This window comes from Treponema sp. OMZ 906 (assembly GCF_024181185.1).
GTDB lineage: Bacteria > Spirochaetota > Spirochaetia > Treponematales > Treponemataceae > Treponema.
Genome location: NZ_CP051196.1, coordinates 686,428 through 708,002, shown reverse-complemented (window position 1 = coordinate 708,002; position 21,575 = coordinate 686,428). Strand labels below are relative to the sequence as shown.

At 39.2% G+C, this 21,575-nt stretch carries 21 protein-coding genes and 2 pseudogenes; 19 read left to right on the top strand and 4 right to left on the bottom strand.

The features are described 5' to 3' along the window. Positions 1 to 69: 69 nt before the first annotated feature. The gene (gene rny, locus E4N69_RS03130; RefSeq protein WP_253824485.1) at positions 70 to 1,611 is read right to left on the bottom strand and encodes a ribonuclease Y; all 1,542 of its coding nucleotides are present in this window, start codon (positions 1,609 to 1,611) and stop codon (positions 70 to 72) included. A 277-nt stretch (positions 1,612 to 1,888) separates the two neighbouring features. Between rny and E4N69_RS03125 the strand changes: the two genes are divergently transcribed. After that, entirely contained in the window at positions 1,889 to 3,325 is a 1,437-nt protein-coding gene (locus tag E4N69_RS03125) for a sodium:solute symporter family protein (protein WP_253824484.1), read from the top strand. A gap of 102 nt (positions 3,326 to 3,427) precedes the next feature. On the opposite strand, the gene E4N69_RS03120 is transcribed toward E4N69_RS03125, so the two are convergent. The 3 genes from E4N69_RS03120 to E4N69_RS03110 are packed head-to-tail and all read right to left on the bottom strand — an operon-like array spanning position 3,428 to position 6,321. Beyond that, on the bottom strand, positions 3,428 to 4,543 hold the full coding sequence (locus tag E4N69_RS03120) for an Mbeg1-like protein (RefSeq protein WP_253824483.1): 1,116 nt from the start codon (positions 4,541 to 4,543) through the stop codon (positions 3,428 to 3,430). A gap of 22 nt (positions 4,544 to 4,565) precedes the next feature. Further along, positions 4,566 to 5,573, bottom strand: coding sequence for a ParB/RepB/Spo0J family partition protein (locus E4N69_RS03115; protein WP_253824482.1), 1,008 nt, complete (start codon positions 5,571 to 5,573; stop codon positions 4,566 to 4,568). Continuing rightward, positions 5,566 to 6,321: a ParA family protein gene (locus E4N69_RS03110; protein WP_162662597.1), complete on the bottom strand. Its 756-nt coding sequence runs from the start codon at positions 6,319 to 6,321 to the stop codon at positions 5,566 to 5,568. The genes E4N69_RS03115 and E4N69_RS03110 overlap by 8 nt, the downstream gene beginning before the upstream one ends. Before the next feature lie 63 nt (positions 6,322 to 6,384). On the opposite strand from E4N69_RS03110, the gene lon reads away from it, so the two are divergent. The 18 genes and pseudogenes from lon to E4N69_RS03020 all read left to right on the top strand — a co-directional run bounded on the left by lon (position 6,385) and on the right by E4N69_RS03020 (position 21,522). Beyond that, complete coding sequence (gene lon, locus E4N69_RS03105; protein WP_253824481.1) at positions 6,385 to 8,820, top strand: endopeptidase La; 2,436 nt, start codon at positions 6,385 to 6,387, stop codon at positions 8,818 to 8,820. Between the two features lie 199 nt (positions 8,821 to 9,019). Then, positions 9,020 to 9,724 (top strand): annotated as a pseudogene (locus tag E4N69_RS03100) (integron integrase); the annotation flags it as partial. A gap of 200 nt (positions 9,725 to 9,924) precedes the next feature. After that, a complete protein-coding gene (locus tag E4N69_RS03095) occupies positions 9,925 to 10,470 on the top strand; it encodes a DUF1643 domain-containing protein (protein ID WP_253824480.1) in 546 nt (181 codons plus the stop codon). A gap of 15 nt (positions 10,471 to 10,485) precedes the next feature. Beyond that, a complete protein-coding gene (locus E4N69_RS03090) occupies positions 10,486 to 11,085 on the top strand; it encodes a hypothetical protein (RefSeq protein ID WP_253824479.1) in 600 nt (199 codons plus the stop codon). A 78-nt stretch (positions 11,086 to 11,163) separates the two neighbouring features. Next, positions 11,164 to 11,619, top strand: coding sequence for a hypothetical protein (locus E4N69_RS03085; RefSeq protein ID WP_253824478.1), 456 nt, complete (start codon positions 11,164 to 11,166; stop codon positions 11,617 to 11,619). A 428-nt stretch (positions 11,620 to 12,047) separates the two neighbouring features. Next, positions 12,048 to 12,821 (top strand): hypothetical protein, encoded by a 774-nt coding sequence (locus tag E4N69_RS03080; RefSeq protein WP_253824477.1) that lies wholly within the window; start codon positions 12,048 to 12,050, stop codon positions 12,819 to 12,821. Further along, positions 12,814 to 13,209 carry a hypothetical protein gene (locus E4N69_RS03075; RefSeq protein ID WP_253824476.1) on the top strand — a complete coding sequence of 132 codons (396 nt, stop codon included), beginning with the start codon at positions 12,814 to 12,816 and terminating at the stop codon, positions 13,207 to 13,209. The genes E4N69_RS03080 and E4N69_RS03075 overlap by 8 nt, the downstream gene beginning before the upstream one ends. Positions 13,210 to 13,291: 82 nt before the next feature. Beyond that, the gene (locus E4N69_RS03070) at positions 13,292 to 14,536 is read left to right on the top strand and encodes a hypothetical protein (protein ID WP_253824475.1); all 1,245 of its coding nucleotides are present in this window, start codon (positions 13,292 to 13,294) and stop codon (positions 14,534 to 14,536) included. Between the two features lie 157 nt (positions 14,537 to 14,693). Next, on the top strand, positions 14,694 to 14,981 hold the full coding sequence (locus E4N69_RS03065) for a type II toxin-antitoxin system RelB/DinJ family antitoxin (RefSeq protein WP_253824474.1): 288 nt from the start codon (positions 14,694 to 14,696) through the stop codon (positions 14,979 to 14,981). A gap of 149 nt (positions 14,982 to 15,130) precedes the next feature. Then, on the top strand, positions 15,131 to 16,186 hold the full coding sequence (locus tag E4N69_RS03060) for a DMT family transporter (RefSeq protein ID WP_253824473.1): 1,056 nt from the start codon (positions 15,131 to 15,133) through the stop codon (positions 16,184 to 16,186). A gap of 210 nt (positions 16,187 to 16,396) precedes the next feature. Beyond that, positions 16,397 to 16,537 (top strand): hypothetical protein, encoded by a 141-nt coding sequence (locus E4N69_RS03055; protein WP_253824472.1) that lies wholly within the window; start codon positions 16,397 to 16,399, stop codon positions 16,535 to 16,537. A gap of 24 nt (positions 16,538 to 16,561) precedes the next feature. Then, the gene (locus tag E4N69_RS03050) at positions 16,562 to 16,894 is read left to right on the top strand and encodes a hypothetical protein (protein ID WP_253824471.1); all 333 of its coding nucleotides are present in this window, start codon (positions 16,562 to 16,564) and stop codon (positions 16,892 to 16,894) included. Between the two features lie 157 nt (positions 16,895 to 17,051). After that, on the top strand, positions 17,052 to 17,867 hold the full coding sequence (locus E4N69_RS03045) for a protein-ADP-ribose hydrolase (protein WP_253824470.1): 816 nt from the start codon (positions 17,052 to 17,054) through the stop codon (positions 17,865 to 17,867). Between the two features lie 18 nt (positions 17,868 to 17,885). Beyond that, entirely contained in the window at positions 17,886 to 18,743 is an 858-nt protein-coding gene (locus tag E4N69_RS03040; protein WP_253824469.1) for an SIR2 family NAD-dependent protein deacylase, read from the top strand. Positions 18,744 to 18,751: 8 nt separating this feature from the next. Then, positions 18,752 to 19,171 carry an Rrf2 family transcriptional regulator gene (locus tag E4N69_RS03035; protein ID WP_253824468.1) on the top strand — a complete coding sequence of 140 codons (420 nt, stop codon included), beginning with the start codon at positions 18,752 to 18,754 and terminating at the stop codon, positions 19,169 to 19,171. Between the two features lie 159 nt (positions 19,172 to 19,330). After that, a complete protein-coding gene (locus E4N69_RS03030) occupies positions 19,331 to 19,639 on the top strand; it encodes a nucleotidyltransferase family protein (RefSeq protein WP_253824467.1) in 309 nt (102 codons plus the stop codon). After that, a pseudogene (locus E4N69_RS12765) lies at positions 19,623 to 19,967 on the top strand (DUF86 domain-containing protein); the annotation flags it as partial. The gene E4N69_RS03030 and the pseudogene E4N69_RS12765, both read left to right, overlap by 17 nt. Positions 19,968 to 20,724: 757 nt before the next feature. Further along, the gene (locus E4N69_RS03020; protein ID WP_253824465.1) at positions 20,725 to 21,522 is read left to right on the top strand and encodes a TM2 domain-containing protein; all 798 of its coding nucleotides are present in this window, start codon (positions 20,725 to 20,727) and stop codon (positions 21,520 to 21,522) included. The last annotated feature ends 53 nt before the right edge of the window (positions 21,523 to 21,575 follow it).

Genomic DNA, 21,575 nt, shown 5'->3' with positions numbered 1-21,575 from the left:
ATTAAGGACGGCTTTTTACTACTCATTACCAATTACCGGTAAATGGAATTGCTTTACCGAACATTTCCGCTATCGTGCGTATTCGATAATACGTGTTTCGCGGATGAGCGTTACCCGAATACGGCCAGGATACTTCAAATCGTTTTCAATCTTTTTCGCAATATCCCTGCCTAAGGCCTTCACTTCTTGGTCGGGTATTTTTTCATTGTTTACCAATACCCGCAGCTCGCGGCCTGCTTGGATTGCATACGCTTTTTCAACGCCTTGGAACCCTTCCGCAATTGCCTCAAGGTTCTCAAGCCGGCGGACATAGTTATCCATCGTTTCGCGGCGGGCGCCCGGCCGTGCGGCGGAAATAGCATCGGCAATCTGTACCAGTACGGATTCCACACAGGACGGCTCAATATCATTATGGTGCGAACCGACCGCATTGACGATACGCGGATCGAGGCTCATCTTCCGCGTCATCTCCATACCGACTTCGGCGTGGTTCTTGTCCGAATCCGCTTCGGCACCCTTACCGATATCATGCAGTAAACCGCCGCGTTTTGCGATTTCCACATTCGCGCCGATTTCTGCGGCAAGCGTACCTGCCAAAATAGCAACCTCTTTGGAATGCTGCAATACGTTCTGTCCGTAGCTCGTTCTAAAATGCAGGCGGCCGAGCGCACGCACCATTTCCTGTCCCATATCGTGAATACCGAGGTCAAAGAGTACTTTTTCCCCTTCTTCATACACGGTTTGCGAAATTTCGCGCGTAACCTTCTGTACGATTTCTTCAATTCGCGCAGGGTGAATCCGGCCATCTAGGATAAGCCGTTCCAATGCGATACGGGCAATTTCCTTCCGCACCGGATCAAAACAGGAAATAACCACCGCCTCGGGCGTATCATCGATAATAATATCGACACCGGTCAAGGTTTCCAGCGCACGTATATTGCGCCCCTCACGCCCGATAATCCGCCCCTTCATTTCATCACTCGGCAAGCTCACCGTAGAAACGGTTATATCGCTTGTTGTCTCCGTAGTCAGCCGCTGAATGGTCGTAACCAAGATATCACGCGCTTTTTTTTCAGCGGTAAGGTTCGCTTCTTCTTCTATTCTATTGATAAGAACCTGCGCATCCTTCTTCGCCTCATTTGCAAGGCTCTGGATAATTAAATCCTTGGCCTGCGCCTGTGTTAAACCGGAAATCCGCTCCAGCTCTTCCTTATACCGTTCTTCCTCCCCATCCAAGACTTTTTCACGTTCGTCAAGCGCATCCTTCCGCTCAACGAGTTGCTTTTCATTTTTTTCTGCCAATTCCAGCCGTTTATCCAGCTGCTCTTCTTTTTGGGTTAAGCGGCGTTCCATCCGTTGAAGGTCGCTTCTCCGTTCGCGGTTCTCTCGTTCTTGTTGATTTCTTTCCCGAATAAGTTGTTCTTTTGCCTCAAGAAGGATATCCTTCTTTTGAGCTTCAGCCTCTTTTATAGCCTCCTGTAAAACCCGCTCTGCACGCTGTTCAGAAGCAGATAGTTGAAATCTGGCATACAGCCAGCGAATCGTCCATCCAAGAATTAAACCGATAATTACGAGAGCAATACACACGATCACCATCATGATTCCAGACATGTTTGCTCCTTATAACAGTAGATAACTGTCATCTTAAACTTTATACTGAATACCTCAAAATGTCAATAATTTTCTTGTTTAGTGATAACTAATAAGTAATTGATACGTTAAGAGGCTGAAGAGGTACCCTGTTCAGAAACGGAAGTTTCCGGGCAGGTTTAATATGTAAAACCTCGAATATCAATGTAGCGGATTATAAAAAACTATAGTAGTATATATTTATGACGTTTTAAGAATGTGAGTTAACTTGCCGAGACGTCTGTAAATAGGAGGAATCATGAATACGATGGTATTGGTCATTGTCGTCGCATATCTTTTATTGATGCTTTTTATCGGCTGGATATCTTCAAAAAAGATTAAAACGAATGAAGATTTTATGGTAGCCGGAAGGCGGCTGGGGCCGATTTTAATGGCGGGAACATTAACCGCGACGGAAATCGGAGGAGGAAGCTCGCTCGGTGTGGCTGAGAAGTCCTTCACCAACTGGGGATTGAGCGCATTTTGGTATGTTGCAACGATGGGTATTGCGTATATCGTGCTTGCCGTATTCGCACCCCGTCTGCGCCGGACAATGGTTAAAACCGTACCCGAATACTTTAGACGCCGCTACAGCGGTTCGGCAGGACTCATTACCGCAATTATTATGATTTTACCATTGATCGGTTTGACGGCCTCTCAGTTTATCGCTTCGGCCACAATCGTTTCTTTTATGCTGAATATCAATTATCCCGTAGCGGTCATCATTGTTGCCATTGTCGTTACCGCGTATTCGATTATGGGAGGTTTATGGAGCGTTACCATTACCGACTTTGTGCAGGTGTTCTTGATTATCATCGGTATGGCACTTGCACTGCCGTTCTCTCTCAATCTTGCAGGCGGTATGCAAGCAGTTGCGGCAAATGTTCCGCCCGACACATTCAATCCGTTTAAGGGAATCGGTATCGGCGCGATTATTTCGATGATCGTTATGTATATTGCATCGTTTTCGGTGGGGCAAGAAGCGGTTTCTCGCTATTATGCCGCCCGTGATGAAAAAGCTGCCGTACAGGGCTCAATCATTTCCGCAATACTGAACTTTGTATATGCCTTCATTCCGACGCTTCTCGGTATCATTACGTTGGCGCTTATCAATATGAAAAAAATAGACGGAGATATAATACTGAGCCAAGGTCCGAAATATGCGCTGCCGCATTTGGCGATGGCAACAATGCCTGCATTGATTGTCGGACTTCTCTTTTCCGGTATTATTTCTGCAACGATGTCGAGCGCCGACTCTGACTTACTGGGCGCCGGTTCCATATTCGGAAACGATATCTACAAAATTTACATCAAACCGAATGCGACAAACAAAGAAGTTATGCGCGTTACGCAAATCACTATGCTGATAGTCGGCATATTCGGTATGCTCATTGCACTGTTTAACACCGGCAGCATCATTAAACTGCTGCTATTCTCGTTTACACTGCGAGCGGCAGGCGCCTTTTTCCCGTATGTTATGGGACACTATTGGAAGCAGGCGTCAAACATCGGCGCTATTGCCTCGCTCATTGCCGGAAGTATTGTCGTCATCATCCTTGAGCAAACAAAGACCTCGCTTTTCGGTCTTGACCCCATCATTCCGGGATTGGCACTCAGCTTTATCTGCTTCATTATCTGTAGTAAGATATTCAAACCGAATGCCGAAAGCCTTGATTTAGCGAAAGAAAACGACTAGGACATCCGAAAAAGCTCGGTTAGATTTGCTTTGCATCCTTCAGGATAGAAGATGCCGCATTAGCAAAGCATCGGGGTATTAACCCCTCGCACGAATGAAGGCTTACGGATACGGAAAATGTGTATAAACTGCCCCAAAGAATGCTTTAATAACGGCAAACAGCTCTCTCCGCCGCTCGGAATCTACCGTATGCAGCTCTTTTAAAATATGCAGCGAATGACCCAGTCCATTAGCCGTTAATTCACTGAGCGTTTCCGCACCGGTGCCGAATAGAACGGCAAACAACGTTTCGATAAATTCTTTCCGATCGGTATCGTTAAGATGAGAAAGCCATTCCCGCATGGTTTTTTCCGCAAAATAGCTTTCCTTTGTCCGCCCTTGCTGATAGGTTACAAACTCGTCCCGTTTAATTTGCCAAGAAAATGCATCATGCTGCCAGAAGGTGTTGGTTTCGGCGCTTTCAATAACGGTATAATGCGGCAGATAGGATAAAAGCACGCCGACAACGGAAGACTGCGGAATAAAAGAAGAGGTTTTAGGAATAATCGCTTGAAATCCGCTCCGCTGTTCAATGTCAAAAGCAAAGCCAGGGCCGTCAAAACAGAACACCCGCTCAATCCACTCCCGTATCGAAGCAGCGGCACTCCCGGCCGCATAGAGCGCAAGGTTTCCGCCCTTGGAATGCCCCGCAATATAGAGCTTTTTGCTACCGCACACAACGGCAGCTTCCGCAGCCGCCGAAAGATAATCCGCTGCTGCAGCGTGAGAGGGAATGGGGGCGGAAAGGCTCAAAAGGCAGTCTTCTTTCCATCCGATTATACTATCGTCCGTACCTCGATAGACAACACAGACAGCCCCCGTTGGAAGCAGGGCGGTAATCGCTGCAAACTGCTTATCCGCACTGCGGTCAATCTCATTCACAAAGCCTTTTAAAAGAATAGAACCGAAGCGCTCCGTTTCCCCAGCAGTTTTGAGCAAATCGGCGGTAAGCGGGTTGATTAACACACCGAACTCTTCAGGAGTTCCGCGCGTAGAATCGGCGCCGTAGATACGGGCAGCTTCTCGCAGCGTAATACCATCGGTAAATTGGGCTGGAACAATATCGGAAAAGTTAAGGTAAGAAAGCTGACACAGAATCAGCGCATCTACCGCATTGAACGGGCGCACTTCAAAGGGAAGATCGCCGCGCCAAACTATATAATCGGAAAGGTTTGCCATCGAAGGTTATGTTCCTGCAATACTATTTTGCGGCAATTTTATTATATAGCGCATCAAGATCCGCCTGCGAAAAGTACGAAATATGCACGATACCTTTTTCAAGATCGCCTTTAATTTCAACCTTTGTACCCAGCGCATCGATAAATTGCTGCTCAATATCTTTGACTGCAAGCTGCGCATCATCCGTTTCCGGCCGGCTTACCGGCTGCGGTGCTGATTTTTTCTGTCCGGCGCGGCTGCCGTTTTTCAACTGAGCTGCCTGCATTTCCGCTTCACGCACCGAAAGCGACTGCTCCGTAATGCGGGTAAACAGAAGCGTTTGATCCGCCGGATTGATAAGAGAGAGAATTGCCCGCGCATGACCTGCGGTAATGGAGCCTTTTTCCAGCGCCGTCTGCATTTCGTCGGGCAGCTGTAAAAGCCGCATCGCATTGGCAACCGCCGATCGGCTCTTCCCTACCCGCTTGGCGGTCTCCTCCTGATTGAGGTTGGACAGTTGCATAATCTCCTGATATGCCTTAGCCTCTTCAATCGGATTGAGGTTTTCCCGCTGGATATTTTCGATAAGCGCAATTTCAAGCTTTTTGCTATTTTCAAATTCACGGAAGATAACCGGAACCCGCGTAAGCCCCGCTAAAAGCGCCGCCCTCGTTCTCCGCTCTCCCGCAATAATATAGTATTCATCGCCGTTTTTTTCCGCGATAATCGGCTGAATAATCCCGTGCTCTTTGATGGAAGCGGCAAGCTCCTGCAAACTCTCTTCGTTAAAGGTGCGGCGGGGTTGAAATGGATTGGGTTTTAACAGCGCGGGGTCAAGCTCAACCGGAGCAGAACCGAACGTATCGGCACGATTTTGAGTACCGGCTTGTTGCACATCAGCCCCTTGCGTCATACCCTGCTGCTGCATTACAGACAAACCGTTATCCGATTGTACATCAGAAGATTGTGCAGCAACATCGTTTGAGTACAAATCCGTGATGTCGGGAGGAAGCAAGGAGTCGAGCCCTTTACCCAGTGCAGATTTAGGCACGGTCAAGCACCTCCTGGGCGAGTTTTGCATAGCTGCGGGCGCCGATGCAGGAATCGTCATACTTACAGATGGGCAGCCCGTGGGAGGGCGCTTCGGAGAGGCGGACGTTACGCGGAATAATCGTGCTGCATACGCGGTCTTTAAAATAAGCGGTAACCTGCTGCACCACTTCCTGCGCGAGCTTTGTGCGAGAATCGTACATCGTGAAAAAGATACCGCCGATTTTAAGGCGGGGATTGATTTTTTCCTGTACTCTTTTAACGGTTTGTAAAAGGAGCGTTAACCCCTCAAGCGCAAAATACTCACACTGCAGCGGAATAAACACTTCATCCGCAGCGGCGAGTCCGTTCAGCGTTAAAATCCCCAATGACGGAGGGCAATCAATTAAAATATATTCGTATTCTTCTTTAAGGAGCGCAAGATTGTCACGGAGAAAAAATTCTCGAGATTGCTGATCAACCAGTTCGATGGTCGCACCCGATAAATTGATATCGGCAGGGATTGCATACAAGTCCTTAACCGCCGTCGGTCTGACCGTTTTTTGGATAGGAATTTTTCCGGCAATTGCATCATAAATACTCGGCTGCTTTTTGGAAATACCGACGCCCGACGACATATTTCCCTGCGGATCAAAGTCCACAAGCAGCGTTTTCTTCCCTGCCTGTGCAAAGTATGCGCCGATATTGACGGCTGAAGTGGTCTTCCCTACCCCGCCTTTTTGATTAACAAAAACGATACTTTTCCCCATGAGGGTCAGTATACCGCATTTTCTAAAGAGATAAAAGGCCATTTATTGACTTTTCGCTGAATAATGACGATATTTAAAGCTATGAATTCAGATACTTCAAAGACTTTAGATACGCCGAACGCGGCAGATACGTCAACTCAACAAGACGCAAAGGCGGTTATTCCAATCGAAGAACTTTTGCCTAAAAAAATCAATCTTATTCCGCTGAACGGCCGGCCTATTTATCCGGGGATTTTTACCCCGCTTTTGATAAACGACGCCGATGATATCCGCTCTGTCGAAGAAGCGTACGGCAGTACCGGTTTTATCGGGCTCTCGCTGTTAAAAAACGAGACGGAAGATCCGGGTGCCTCTGATGTATACCAAATCGGAGCTGCGGCGAGGATTATCAAAAAAATCAACCTGCCTGACGGCGGGATCAATATTCTTATTTCAACCTTAAAGCGGTTCAAAATCCGCAAAGTTGTCAACGAGAAAAAACCGATTGTCGTAGCGGTTCAGTACCTCGAAGATGAGGAAGAGAATACGGTTGAGGTAAAAGCGATGCTCCGCGGGCTTATCGGAGAGATGAAAGAACTTTCCGAAAATAACCCGCTTTTTACGGAAGAGATGCGGCTCAACATTGTCAATATCGACCATCCGGGAAAGATTGCAGACTTTACCGCCAGCATTTTAAACATCCCGAAAGAGGATCAGCAAAAAATACTGGAAACGATCAACGTCCGTGAACGGATGGAAAAAGTTTTTGTTCATATCAAAAAAGAAAAAGAACTGCTCGATGTTCAGCGGAAGATTCAGGCCGATCTGAATACGCGGATTGAAAAAAATCAGCGCGAATACTTTCTGCATGAAGAACTCAAAAGCATCAAAAAAGAGCTGGGCTTGAGCTCCGATCCGAAGGATGCCGATGAAGAGAAATTCCGCAAGCTGATCGACTCTTTCCATTTTGAAGGTGAAGTAAAAGAGACGATAGAAGCTGAGTTTGAAAAATTCAAGTTCCTCGAGCCGAATTCGCCTGAATACATTGTCGGACGGAATTATCTTGAAACCGCGCTGACACTCCCGTGGAATCCTCCCGAACCGGAAGCGTATAATATAGAAGAAGCGAAAAAAGTTTTGGACGCGGATCATTACGGGCTGGAGGATGTAAAGAAGCGGATTATCGAATACCTTGCGGTACGGAAGCTGAAAAATGATACGAAGGGCTCGATTGTTTTATTGGTAGGGCCGCCCGGTGTCGGTAAAACGAGTGTCGGCAAGTCAATTGCCCGTGCAATGAATAAACCGTTTTTCCGATTCTCGGTGGGCGGTATGCGGGATGAGGCTGAAATTAAAGGACATCGCAGAACGTATATCGGCGCGATGCCCGGCAAGATTTTGCAGGGATTAAAAATCGTAAAAACAAAGGCGCCGGTCTTTATGATTGACGAAATCGATAAGATGGGGCAAAGCTATCAGGGCGACCCTTCCAGCGCCTTGCTTGAAGTGCTCGACCCCGAACAGAATGTCTCGTTCCGCGACCACTACCTCGATCTGCCGTTTGACCTGTCGCATATCGTGTTTATTCTGACGGCGAACACACTTGATGGTATTCCGCGTCCCCTGCTCGACCGCGCCGAAGTTATTCAACTCGCAGGCTATATCGATTCGGAAAAGGTAGAAATCGCAAGGCACTATCTGCTGCCGAAAAGCCTTGAGAAAAACGGCTTAAAGAAAACGCAGGTGAAATATTCCAAGCAGATACTGCTGCATATTGCGAACGGCTATGCGCGGGAGGCGGGAGTACGCAACTTTGAAAAGAACCTCGATAAGCTCCACCGGAAGATCGCCGTTGAGCTGGTTACCGGCGAGCGCGGCGAAAAAGATGTGTTTGCGCCGGATACCGCCGAAATCGAAAAGATGCTCGGCAAACCTATCTTCCGCGACGACGATATCAAATACGCGAAAGTCCCCGGTACGGCGATCGGGCTTGCATGGACGAGCATGGGCGGCGATACCCTGTTGATAGAAGCCTTATCGAATAAGGGCAAGGGGCAATTCCGCCTGACCGGTCAGATGGGCAATGTGATGAAGGAGTCCGCATCGATTGCATGGACATGGGTGCGCCACTTTGCCGACGCACATGGCATTGCAAGCGTTAAGTGGTTTGAAAACCACGTTATCCACCTGCACATTCCGGAAGGCGCAACTCCCAAAGACGGCCCCTCCGCCGGCATCACAATGACCGTTGCGCTGCTTTCGCTGTTGTCCGGTAAAGTCATTAAACCGAAACTCGCCATGACCGGCGAACTCTCTCTGACCGGTCAGGTACTCCCGATCGGCGGCTTAAAAGAAAAGACTATCGCCGCCCGCCGCAACGGCATCAAGGAGATTATCATCCCCGCCGCAAATATCCGCGACCTCGAAAAAATCCCCGAGCACGTAAAGAAAGGCATTCAGTTCCACCCTGTTACGAGGATGGAGGAGGTTATTCAATGTGCCTTCCCTCATACCTTTTGAAATATACGGCACATCTGCGTTGTCGCTACGCCGAAATAAATGCTCAACGTATACCCGATACGTCTCCGCTTTATTTCGGCTAGGCTCCTAGCATCTGTGGCGTCTATTTTCAAAAGGCTTACGGAAGGGGCATCTACTTCGTGCTGCACAAAATAAATATTAAACGTATCATTTCCGACAAGAATGTCCGTGATTCTAAATAGCAGTTCATGAAAATATCATCCGTGCTAAAAAGTCTAAGAAGCTGCCTGCTGTACTGAGCCGTGAGGAAACAGCAAAGATATTCTCTCTTTTATCCACGAATGACTACAGTCTTTTTATCCGCATACTTTATGGAACGGGAATGCGGCTGATGGAAGGACTGCGGCTACGGGTACAGGATATTGATTTTGATAAAAATGAAATTACGGTACACTGCGGAAAGGGAGCAAAAGACCGTAAAACTATGCTACCGGTATCTTTGAAATTTCCGCTGCAAAAGCATTTGGAAAATGTCCGCCGCATTCATGAGGCAGACTGCAAAGACGGTTTCGGTTCAGAGCCGCTTCCTTCTGCTCTTGCAAAAAAATATCCCGCTGCAGGTAAAACGTGGGCGTGGCAATGGGTGTTTCCCCAAGCACGCCGATGGCAGAATAAAGAAACCGGAGAGCAGGGACGGCATCATATTGATCCTTCGGTTATTCAACGCACTTTGCACGAAGTTGTTTTACGGTCGGGTATTCCGAAGCCAATCGGCTGCCACACGTTCCGCCACTCATTTGCAACACATCTACTGGAATCCGGTTACGATATCCGCACCATCCAAGAACTTCTCGGTCACAGCGATGTTTCAACCACTATGGTTTACACCCACGTCCTCAACCGCGGTGGTCTCGGCGTTCAAAGCCCTATCGACCGAATGTGATTCGCCTTTATCCCATTTAGTGAAGATAGGCCTAATCTGGCTGTTGATGATGTGTTCCGGCGGGTATTATAGTAGAAAGATTTAATTTCTTATCTTGTAACAGTTTAGATTGAAAGCATGTAGTTTCTATGATATAATGAGGAAAGGTCGAAACAATGTTATACGGACGCCCGCATTGGGGCGCAAGAAAAGGTTAAAACATGGAATGGACAAATATAATAGGAGATTCAGAAAATCAAAAATATATTGATGAATATACTTTGTCCTATAGATATTTGTTGGAAAAGAAAGGAAAACATGAACTTATAGTTTTAGGTCTTAATCCAAGTACAGCAGATTCTGAAGTTCCCGATAGAACAATGAAAAAAGTAATGCACTATGCAGAACAAGAAAACTTCGATGGATTTGCAATGATAAATCTCTATCCACAAAGAGCAACAAAACCATACAATTTAAAAGAATTCAATCAAGAAATACATAAAAAAAACTTAAGCAAAATAAAAACACTTATTTCAGGAATGAATAAACCGGTTATTTTATTAGCCTTTGGTGGTAATATAATGAATATTAAGTTTCTAAGAAAATGTCTTTTTGATATTTATAACTTAGTTAGTAACTATAATCCTTCATGGAAATGTCTCGATATTGGTAAAACCGGATTTCCAAAGCATCCTTTGTACTTACGAAAAGATTTACGAATGAAAAATTTTGATATAGAAAGATTTGTATCAATCATAAAAAATTAAAGGGAGAAAAATAAAATGTCTTGGTATGTAATTTGTTTTATAGTTTTAGTGGTTTTTCTTGTAGTTCCTTCTCTTAAAAGGATAAATAAAAAAAGTAAAAAGAAGATAAAGGAAACAGAAATAAAAAATGAAATTAGAAATGATGCTTCAGATGATTTATTTAAGAAGATTTTTATAAACAACGGAAATATTTTCAGTTCAAGTTCTCCAAGTACCTCTACCCATCAAACTAAGGTAAAAGATTTTAAACAAGAAAAATCTGAAAACGAAAAAAAAGAGAAACGAAAACTTAATAAAGATACAACTCAAGTGAAAAATGAAAGTAGTTCGAATAAATCGGAGAAAAAAGAATTAACTTTTGCCGAAAAAAGAGCAAAAGGTGTTTATTCAACTCGATGTTCGGTTAGAGTAAAAGGAGGCTTTCTTCCTCATCATGGTTCCATCGGTAATCTAGAAATATATTATGATGGTAAAAAAATGCCTTCTCTATCTGGTAGTAGAGGTAAAATAAAAATATATAAATCGGATGGTAATATTCAAGTTTTTTATAAAAATCCTAGCGATATACAAGACTTGGAATTTTTGGGTTTAATTGTCGATATGTATAAAATATAATTTTTTTTGAAGGAATTTCGTATAACATGCGCTTCAACCTGACATTGCCTTTGCGGCAATGCAGGTTAAGCGAATGTTATGGCGACAGGCCACTGGCCTGCTTTGAAAGGAGTTAAAATGTTTTTTGGGGGAAAGAAAAAAGAAGAAAATTATTATAAAGAATTTGATTATAATAATTTCACTTCATGGCTCGATGAAATATTAAAAAATCCGTTACCAGAAAATACTAAAGGTATAAATTTTAATTTATATGAAGAAGAAAATCCGCATACTTATGGAATTCAATTTGTAGCAACCAAAAGTTTTGATTTAGATGATGAAGATTGGGCTTGTGACGAAATATTTAGTTCCGGCGAAAATATGTATTTTTTTACTAATAAAAATAATTGGAAACAAACATTGAAAGAAATAGAAACAAATATAAAAATTTATTTAGATAAAGAAAACAATTCTCCTATTTTGAAAAAATTTGAAGGCATTGGACTTGGTTTTGTTGATGGTGATTTAATCATCCTTTACAAGAAAGAAAAATAATTAATGGGATATAATTTCATCGAGTCAAGCTCGATGAAATTATGAAATTGAACTTTAGGGCTTGGACGAAGAAGAGGTTGTAAGCAAGCTTGCAGGGAAGAAAAAAGGAAATAATTTGAAAATCTGTTCAAGCCAGATTTTCAAATTATATTAAATGCGACTTTACGCTACTTGAAAATAAAAAATAGAAAAGTTGCTTCTAAAAGAATAGAAAATGTTTCTGAAAAAAATGAAATATATTTTTGTATAAGAAATATTTGAGCCATAACAAGGTTTTCAAAACCGATAAAAACTTTGGCACAAAAGCTGCTTTTCGTGCCTTTTCGGTACCGCAACTTTTGCGCCAATTTTGCCGTTGGCAAAACCGTTTTTACGGTTTAAAACGATGTTAGATTGACACCTATCGGTGCGAAAAGGAGAATTTTAAAATGGTAAAAGCTTATTCATTAGAATTTAATTTAAAAAAAAATGGGTATTATTTCAACGAAGGGATAGCAATGTATGAGTCTATGAGAAAAAAGATTGATGCGAATTTGGAAAATTTCTCAATAAATGGAAAAATAAATGCGACAAAACTATCAGAAAACTGGTTTCCTCAAATAGAAGCTGACGTTTTTATTTCTCATTCACATAAAGATTTTGATAGCGTTTTGACTTTAGCCGGTTATTTATATAAAAACCTTGACTTAGCATGTTTTATAGATTCATGTATATGGGGATATTCTGACAAATTGTTAAAAGCCATTGATGAAAGGTATTGTAAGATTGAAAATGAAAATATATACGATTATGATTTACGAAATCTCTCAACAAGCCATGTTCATATGATGTTAACAGTTGCACTAACAAAAATGATTTATAATACAGAATGCCTTTTTTTTCTTAATACTCCAAATTCTATTTTACCAAAGGACTCTGTAAAAAATAAAACATTGTCTCCATGGATTTATACAGAATTATCTATGATTAAATATATAGAAAAAAAATCTGCGGCTAAACATAGAAGAATAGTCGAGAATTTTTCGAAATCACAGGAATCATTAAAAGTGGAATATGAAGTTGATAGTTTAAATGATTTGCCAACATTAACATTTAAAGAAATAAAAGACTGGGGAGCGAAAGGCTTTAAAAATATAAAAGCTTTAGATTATTTATATCAATATTTAGGTTCTGATAATAAAGGAAGGCATATTCATGGATAAAGAGAAGCATTTAGAACTGATAGAAAATATAATTTCGAGAATGGCAAATTGTTCTTTTTTAATAAAAGGATGGACATTAACAATAGTAGCAGCCGTTTTTGGTCTTGCTGCAAAGGATTCTAATATTAAATTTATAATTATTGCTTATATTATTATCCCATGTTTTTGGATTTTAGATGCATTTTATTTAAGTAAAGAACGGCAATATCGTTCTTTATATGATAAAGTACGAAAATCTTCAGATAGTGACTTTTCGATGAATACATCAGAATTTAACAATGGAAAAAATACTTGGATAAATACAATTTATTCAAAAACATTAAATTTATTTTATATTCCTTTGATTGTCATTATTTTAATAATAATGTTTGTATTTAAGAACATCTAACACCCGCTTCAACCTGACATTGCGGACGAGCCGCAAATGCAGGTTAAGCGGTAGTTAGACTTATATTTAAAATGGAAAAGGTATGAAATATTCCGATACTGAGTCACTTAATAAGTTAGAAGAGCAAATATATGGTTTTGAAGCTCTATTAAAAGTTGCTAAATTTATTCCTTTTTTATTTGGTGGAAGTAAAAAAGTCAAATATTTAGCAAATCAAGTAAAAGAACTCAAAGAGAAAATAATTGAAATGAAGAAAATTCCAGACGAATTTAATTTATTTTTTTCAGAATATGGCTGGATTGCATATGATTCAATGGATACCGATTTTATGCAAACTCAAATTGACCTGGCTAAGAATGATAACCTTGCTGATGCAATAGCTGAATTTTCAAACTATTACAATAATGAAAGAATAAAATTTGAAATACAATTGCTTAATCGTATAGAAATAACATCCATAAGACTACCTCTTATTAAATCGGCTTTTATGGATTATGAAGAAAATAAATTCTATGCAATGATACCTATTATTTTGATGATGATAGATGGTATTGTAAATGATGTTGTTGGTAAAGGCTTTCATTCTGAAAATAAGGATATGGATGCATGGGATTCAATAACTACTATTGATAATGGACTTGAAGTCATTCAAAGTGTATTTAGAAAAGGACGATTCAAAACACGTATTGATGAAATAGAAGAGCCTTATAGAAATGGTATACTTCATGGACTTGATTTAGGATATGCAAATAAAAAAGTCGCTTTAAAATGCTGGCACTATTTATTTGTAATTCGCGACTGGGCACAAGCAAAGCTCTCTGAAAAAGAACGACATAGTAAGTTTATAGCTGATAATATTCCTCCAGATTTCATGGATATCTTATTAAGAATAAAGAAAAATAATCTTGTAAAAGAAGAACTGGAAAAATGGAAAGCGAAGCAATATTCAGTCGAAGATATTCAATTCATCAATGTAAATCCATCTAAAATAGAGAAAGATGAACCGGAATATGTCGTGCTTCAATTTTTTCGATACCTCGAAAAGAGAAATTACAAAGCTCTTTCGGAATTATTCTGGAAACGTTATTTTTATTCAGGTCAAGCAAAAATACCTAGTATAAAGCAAGAATATAGTAATATGGTTTATAAGGTATTTCATTTTACAAAGATAGTTAATGAAGCACCAGCAATAACTGAAGTATATGTAGATACAGATTCAAACTCATTAACATTTAGATTAATATATGAATCAAAAACGGATGATGTTGCTATCCCAAGTTTTAACAATGGGTTTTGGAAAATTGTTGGAATTCAAAAGAAAATCTAACACCCGCTTCAACGCTGACAAACGGGTCAAGCCCATTTGCAGATTAAGCGGATGTTAGACGGATTGCCCAGTGGGCAACTTTTTCCTTTTACCATTTGATTATATTAAAAAATAATGCTATAATAATACTGAAGTATGCATAGATATGGAGATTTTTATGACAAATGCAACATTAGTACAGCTAAAAGTCGATTCCGAAATTAAAGAAGATGTTTCAAGAATATATGAAAATTTAGGGTTGGATTTACCGACTGCAATAAGAATTTTTTTCAAGAAAAGTATTGCTGTGGGAGGATTACCGTTTGAATTGCGAGAAGAAAATACCAGATGGAAAATATATGATCAAGTTCGAAAAAGTATTCAAGACAATAATGTTCCGGAAATGTCGCTTGAAGAAATAAATGCAGAAATTGCTGAAACGAGAAAACAGGTATTCGGCAAATGAAAAAATATGTTGTTATTGATACAAATGTTTTGGTTTCTGCATTGATAACACGAAATGAAAATGCTCCAACTGTAAAAATATTAAAATATCTTTCTCAAAATTAAAGTAATGTAGACCCCCCGCTTCAAGCGGACATTATTTAATTGAAAATGAATAAAAATATAATCGCGATTATTTATGCAGTTGCTGCTGCAGCTTTTTATGCATTGAATGTTCCTTGTTCTAAAATACTCCTTCAAAATATTTCACCTGTATTTTTGGCCGGGCTTCTTTATATTGGAGCAGGACTTGGTGTAGGAATTTTGTATTTATTCAATTTTAAAAAAGAGCAAAAATCTGAACGGCTTGGTAAACCTGATTTACCGTACACTTTGGGAATGATTGGTCTTGATATTGTAGCTCCAATTTTGTTAATGCTTGGGGTTAAATACGGAACTTCATCAAATGCATCTTTGCTTGGAAATTTTGAAATAGTAGCTACAGCATTAATTGCATTGATTATATTTAAGGAAAAAGTGACATGGAGATTATGGCTTGCAATTCTTTTTATTACTGCTTCAAGTATAATTCTTTCGTTTGAAAATATTGAAGGATTAAATTTTTCCATAGGCTCTTTGTTTGTTCTTGGAGCAACAATTTGCTGGGGATTAGAAAATAATTGTACCCGCAGAATATCAAATAAAAGTACATATCAGATTGTAACAATAAAAGGACTTTGTTCAGGATTTGGTTCGATAATTGTCGCTCTTGTTTCCGGTAAAATCGGTTTTGCTCTTAAATATATTCCTTTCGCATTATTGTTAGGATTTGTAGCCTACGGATTAAGTATTTTTACATACATTCGTGCTCAAAAATACTTGGGTGCAGCTAAAGCAAGTGCATATTATTCGCTTGCACCATTCATAGGAACATTTTTGGCATTTATATTATTAAAAGAGAGCATATCAATTAAATATATATCGGCGTTAGTTGTAATGATTATAGGCACTTTTTTTATAGTGTATGATACATTAATTAAAGAACATTTGCACGGACATAGGCATACATTTACACATACACATCACGGCATAACGCATACCCATACAATATCCCATTCTCATTTACATAATCACTTTATTTCTGATTCAAAACATGATCATCATCATAGCATTGAGGAATTAGAGAATGAATTGAAAATTGAGGCAGTGAAAGAAAAAAATACATAACACGGTTTTCAAAACAGATTGAAATAGAAATATTTTACGCAATTAGTAGTGTTTTGCATAAAAATCGTGTTAAATTTCGATTTTTTTTCATAAAAAATCAGAAGTTCTATTGACATTACAAGCGATTTGTTGTATATTATAGATGTAAGTTAATTAGAACAACTGTTCGAATAACTTACACAGAAACCGGGCATTTTTAATGAGGTTGTAATGGAAAGGAAACTAAGTATAAACAATATCGCAGCATATCTTGATGAAATAGGCTTACAGTATATGGCTACAATCGGGCTTGACGGAAAGCCGAAAGTGCGTCCGGTTCAGTATATGATTTTGCATGATGATAAATTATGATTCTGTACAAACAGCGAAAAGGCGATGTATGCGGAATTACAAAAATCGCCGTTTATAGATTTGTGCGGAAGCCGTCTGCAGAAAGATGAAATTACAACAGCGTGGATTCGGTTCAGTGCAGAAGTTGTATTTCCGGCAGAAAGTGAAGAAATCCGCGGGATTAAAAAGGCAATAATGCAAAAAAGCAAGATTGTTCGAGAACTTTACAATAACAATCAAGAACATCCGTTGTTCAAAGTTTTTTATTTGAAGAATATCTGCGGTTCAGTGAATAATCTTGGTCATGTAAAAGGTTTGGAAGAGCGAAAGGATTTTTCAAGGCCGATAGAGTTTTCTTTTAAGGAATGTTTGTTTTAAGCGGTACAAATGGTGCCGCTTAAAACAAAACGAGTTTGCCTTTCGGCAAACATCGCTTTATTGTATGCCGTTTTTTACTTTGTTACAAAACGGCAGAATTGAACAGCTTCCAAAATTGATATTTTGTTTAGCTGTTCAATTTTAAAGAAGGTGAATTATGACACAGACAGAGCGGAGGCGTTTTTTAATTGAATATCTTCTCGCAGAAAATTCACAATATAGAGGAGTACAGATTCCTGAAAGTGAAACAGAGCAAAAATATCTTCTTCGCTCACTTGTGAATGTGCGTCATGCCATTCCTGCAAGTGAAGAGTTTTTGCATATTGAAGATGAGTATTTGCAGGAAGAAATTAAATTGAGCGGAATTACCGACATCGCAGATTTGGTTCCGGCTTGTGATGATCTTTATATTTGGCGAGGCGACATCACTACACTTAAAGTTGACGCAATTGTAAATGCAGCGAATAGCGGAATGACAGGCTGCTGGCAGCCGTGCCACTACTGTATCGACAACTGCATACACACCTTTGCAGGAATCAGGCTCCGTGCCGCCTGCGATTCGATTATAAAAAAACAAGGGCATGAAGAGCCGACTGGACAAGCAAAAATCACTCCTGCGTTTAATCTGCCGTGTAAGTTTGTGCTTCATACTGTAGGTCCGATTGCGGACGGACATCCTACTCAAACTGATTGCGATTTGCTTTCTTCATGCTATAAATCTTGTCTCGATTTGGCTCATGATAAGGGCCTTAAATCGATAGCGTTCTGCTGTATTTCAACAGGCGTTTTCGGTTTTCCGCAGGAAGAGGCGGCAGAAATCGCGGTCGCTGCCGTCAAAGAATGGAAAGAAAAAAATGAGAAATCCGGCTCATGCCCGAACATGACAGGTCCTGCCGGCGGAATGAAGGTTGTGTTTAATGTGTTCACTGAAAAAGACGAGGAAATTTACAGGAGGCTTATTTTCAGCCGCTAAAAATAGGGAGACTTTTGTATGACAGAGAAGATTGAGAAATTGAAACAGGTTCTTTCAGAAACGGAAACAATTGTCATCGGTGCCGGAAGCGGGCTTTCCACTTCGGCAGGATTTACTTATTCCGGAGAACGGTTTGAAAAATATTTTTCAGATTTTGCAGTAAAATACGGTTTTCATGATATGTATTCCGGAGGGTTCACTCCTTTTGAATCCCTCGAAGAGCATTGGGCATATTGGAGCCGTTATATTATGATAAACCGCTATATGGATCCGCCGAAACCGGTTTATAAAGATTTGTTTTCGCTTGTGAAGGACAAGGATTATTTTGTAATCACAACAAATGTAGACCATTGCTTTCAAAAAGCCGGCTTTGACAAAAACCGGCTATTTTACACGCAGGGCGACTACGGATTGTTTCAATGCAGCGAGCCGTGTCATGAGGAAACTTATGACAATGAAAAACAAATCCGGGCAATGTGGGAATTTCGTGATGAAATGAAAGTTCCGACAGAACTTGTTCCCCGTTGTCCTGTTTGCGGAAAGCCGATGAGCATGAATCTTAGGGCAGACCACACTTTTGTAACGGAAAAAGGCTGGTACAAGGCATCAAAACAATATGAAAAGTTTTTGCAAACTCGGAATATAATAAAAAGCGGTGAACAGGAAGGCGACGGAAAAGTTTTGTTCCTTGAGCTCGGTGTCGGCGGAAACACACCCAGAATCATAAAGTATCCGTTTTGGCAAATGACTGAAAAAAATCCGAATGCGGGTTATGCCTGCATCAATTTTGGAGAAGCCGTTGTGCCGCTCAAAATAGAAAAGCAATCTATCTGTATCAATGACGATATTGGCGAAGTCTTGAAGAAAATGGTATAATTGGAAATATGAAAATAAGTGTTCGTTTTACGGCAGCGGTACATACTCTTTTGTGTATCCGGTATTTTGAAAAAGATATGCGTGTTACTTCGGATTTTATTTCTGCAAGTACGGGTGTAAATGCCGTTATCATAAGAAAAATTTTGCTTCAGTTACAAAAAGCGGGACTTGTGGAAACTGCCGCAGGGGTCGGCGGGTCGCACTTGGCTCAAGCCGCAGATAAAATAACGCTTCTCGATGTTTACAACGCAATCAATGAGGGAGAGGAAGAGAGGGATATTTTTAATTTTCATCCTAATCCGAATCCTAAATGTCCTGTGGGAAGTAAAATTCATCTTGTGCTTGATGCTAAATTAGATGATGCCCAAAAAGCAATGAAGGATTCGCTTAGCAAAACAACTATTGCCGATTTAAGTAAAGATATTTGACATGAGTGCAATAAAACGCCTAACACAGTTTTCAAAGCCGACAAACGGACAAGCCGTTTGCGGTTTAAAACGCAAGTTAGACGGACTCGTGCTACTGCACGAGCTGAATTTTTCAGGTATAAATCTAGATTTAATATTAAAAAAAGGTATAATAGAAGTATGAAACCTAAAGAAAAAAAAGAGATTTTTCATTTCTTAGAATATAATAAAAACATTCTCCAGTCCTATGGCGTAAAAAAAATAGGTCTTTTTGGTTCTTATGTACATAATCAACAAAATAAAAATAGCGATATTGATATATTAGTAGAATTTCATACTAATAAAAAAAACTATAATAACTTTATAAATTTAGTTTATTACTTGGAAGATAATTTGAATACAAAAATAGATTTATTAACTATAGAAAGTTTAAGTCCGTATATTGGTCAGAGAATACTCAATGAGGTTGAATATGTATCGATCCAATGAAGATTTGTATAATCATATTTTTGATGAAATCATTTTTTTGGAATCTGAAACAGGTACTATGACAAAAGAGGCGTTTCTAAAAGATGAAAAAACGCAACGGGCATTTGCACGGAGTATTGAAATTATTGGAGAAGCCGTTAAAAACATTTCAAATGATATAATCATTAAATATAAAGAAGTTCCATGGAGAAATATTGCCGGTATGAGAGATAAACTCATTCATGGTTATTTTTCCGTTGATTATGAAATTGTGTGGGATGTTGCAAAAAACATTATTCCTGAATTTAAGAACCAGCTGATAAAAATTATGGATACAGAAAAAAGAAAAATGACAATTAAAGAAATAATAACAGAAATCAATAAAATAGAAATAGATATTGCTGATTTTATAAGTAGTTACAAAAGTGAACAACTTGTCAGTAATTATGATGATTGGAATTATAAAGATGTCATTGCGCATCTTTTGGAATGGATTATGTTTTCAAAAAATAAACTAAACGCTATTGTACATAACCAAGATTTTCAAGAAATAAGTAATATCGATATATTCAATAAACAAAATTATATAAAAAATAAGAATAAGCATATTACAGAATTGCAGAAGAAACTAATCTTTGAACTGAATGAATATAAAAATATTGTGCTGTTGTATACAGAAGCGGATTTACAAAGAAAAGATTTGCCAATAGGTTTTTCATTTGAATTATGGCGGTATATGGTAATGGATACTATTATACATCCTGTAATGCATTTATTATATTATTTAATTAAAACAAAAAACTATAAGCTATTTTTCAAATTGTGTAAAAAATATAATGAAATATTTTATTGTTATGCAAAAGGAAATATTGAGGTGTATTCTTTTTATGAATATATTGAAGATAGTAAAAAATTTATTGAGAATATAAAAGAATTAGGCAAGCAGTATAAAAATGATGATATGATACATGTAGTTTTAAAAGCCAATAAAATAGATGGAAACATCTAACACCCGCTTCAACCTGACATTGCGAGCGAGCCGCAAATGCAGGTTACGCAGATGTTAGGACGACACGCCTAACGGCGTGCAAAATTCAGGAGAATTAATGAATAAGTTTTCAAAAGTTACAGGATTAATTGCATTTTGGACAGAACTAAGTTTACTTATTGCAATAATTCTTTTAATTTTTTTTCAAAAAAGTATTGTAGGAAGATATTTGTCATCCTTAGATGAGTATAAAGATATATTTATTGTTCCGTGGCAAGAAATTATTAAGAACTTTATTTTTTTCTTTTTACTGGGAATTTTCTGTTTAAAAAGTAATTCAAATGAAAGGGAGTATGGAATTCTAACACTTTATTTTTATATTCTCATAACAATAATATTTGATAATCCTTTTTCGGTTTCCGCCTTATTTATCGCTGTGTCACAGAAAGGAGTAAATTACCTTACATTTTTTTCTGCATTTAATTCTGCACAGAATTCCATTTTATATATATTTATTCTGATAAGAAATATTTCTTTTATTTTATCAGCAGGTAGTATGATTGTAAAGAGCGAAAGCCGATATTTGGAAATAAAAAATAATAAAAGAATTTCACCAAAAAGCAGAACTTATTTAATACTTTATTCTGCATTTTTAGGTTTTTTAGGAATTGATAGATTCTATATAGGACGAACGGTAATAGGTATTGGAAAATTATTACTTGGATTGATTATTGTTACTGAATTTTTTTTGGTTTTTCGCTATTGGTATTCACTTCTTCTTATAGATAGAAGTGTATTTATTATATTATTAATAGGTTTTGTAAGTATATCAGTGCTCGTAAATAGCATAGATTTCATTCTTGCAGTTTTTGGAAGAATGAAGGATTCTGAAAAAAACTTAGTGAGAAATTGGTAGATTGTCCTAACACCCGCTTCAACGCTGACATTGCGGACAAGCCGCAAATGCAG

Excerpts from the sequence above, each read along its gene's own strand:
- rny (WP_253824485.1), bottom strand. The coding sequence starts at position 1,611 with ATGTCTGGAATCATGATGGTGATCGTGTGTATTGCTCTCGTAATTATC.
- E4N69_RS03125 (WP_253824484.1), top strand. The coding sequence starts at position 1,889 with ATGAATACGATGGTATTGGTCATTGTCGTCGCATATCTTTTATTGATG.
- E4N69_RS03120 (WP_253824483.1), bottom strand. The coding sequence starts at position 4,543 with ATGGCAAACCTTTCCGATTATATAGTTTGGCGCGGCGATCTTCCCTTT.
- E4N69_RS03110 (WP_162662597.1), bottom strand. The coding sequence starts at position 6,321 with ATGGGGAAAAGTATCGTTTTTGTTAATCAAAAAGGCGGGGTAGGGAAG.
- lon (WP_253824481.1), top strand. The coding sequence starts at position 6,385 with ATGACGATATTTAAAGCTATGAATTCAGATACTTCAAAGACTTTAGAT.
- E4N69_RS03095 (WP_253824480.1), top strand. The coding sequence starts at position 9,925 with ATGGAATGGACAAATATAATAGGAGATTCAGAAAATCAAAAATATATT.
- E4N69_RS03090 (WP_253824479.1), top strand. The coding sequence starts at position 10,486 with ATGTCTTGGTATGTAATTTGTTTTATAGTTTTAGTGGTTTTTCTTGTA.
- E4N69_RS03085 (WP_253824478.1), top strand. The coding sequence starts at position 11,164 with ATGGCGACAGGCCACTGGCCTGCTTTGAAAGGAGTTAAAATGTTTTTT.
- E4N69_RS03080 (WP_253824477.1), top strand. The coding sequence starts at position 12,048 with ATGGTAAAAGCTTATTCATTAGAATTTAATTTAAAAAAAAATGGGTAT.
- E4N69_RS03075 (WP_253824476.1), top strand. The coding sequence starts at position 12,814 with ATGGATAAAGAGAAGCATTTAGAACTGATAGAAAATATAATTTCGAGA.
- E4N69_RS03070 (WP_253824475.1), top strand. The coding sequence starts at position 13,292 with ATGAAATATTCCGATACTGAGTCACTTAATAAGTTAGAAGAGCAAATA.
- E4N69_RS03065 (WP_253824474.1), top strand. The coding sequence starts at position 14,694 with ATGACAAATGCAACATTAGTACAGCTAAAAGTCGATTCCGAAATTAAA.
- E4N69_RS03060 (WP_253824473.1), top strand. The coding sequence starts at position 15,131 with ATGAATAAAAATATAATCGCGATTATTTATGCAGTTGCTGCTGCAGCT.
- E4N69_RS03055 (WP_253824472.1), top strand. The coding sequence starts at position 16,397 with ATGGAAAGGAAACTAAGTATAAACAATATCGCAGCATATCTTGATGAA.
- E4N69_RS03050 (WP_253824471.1), top strand. The coding sequence starts at position 16,562 with ATGTATGCGGAATTACAAAAATCGCCGTTTATAGATTTGTGCGGAAGC.
- E4N69_RS03045 (WP_253824470.1), top strand. The coding sequence starts at position 17,052 with ATGACACAGACAGAGCGGAGGCGTTTTTTAATTGAATATCTTCTCGCA.
- E4N69_RS03040 (WP_253824469.1), top strand. The coding sequence starts at position 17,886 with ATGACAGAGAAGATTGAGAAATTGAAACAGGTTCTTTCAGAAACGGAA.
- E4N69_RS03035 (WP_253824468.1), top strand. The coding sequence starts at position 18,752 with ATGAAAATAAGTGTTCGTTTTACGGCAGCGGTACATACTCTTTTGTGT.
- E4N69_RS03030 (WP_253824467.1), top strand. The coding sequence starts at position 19,331 with ATGAAACCTAAAGAAAAAAAAGAGATTTTTCATTTCTTAGAATATAAT.
- E4N69_RS03020 (WP_253824465.1), top strand. The coding sequence starts at position 20,725 with ATGAATAAGTTTTCAAAAGTTACAGGATTAATTGCATTTTGGACAGAA.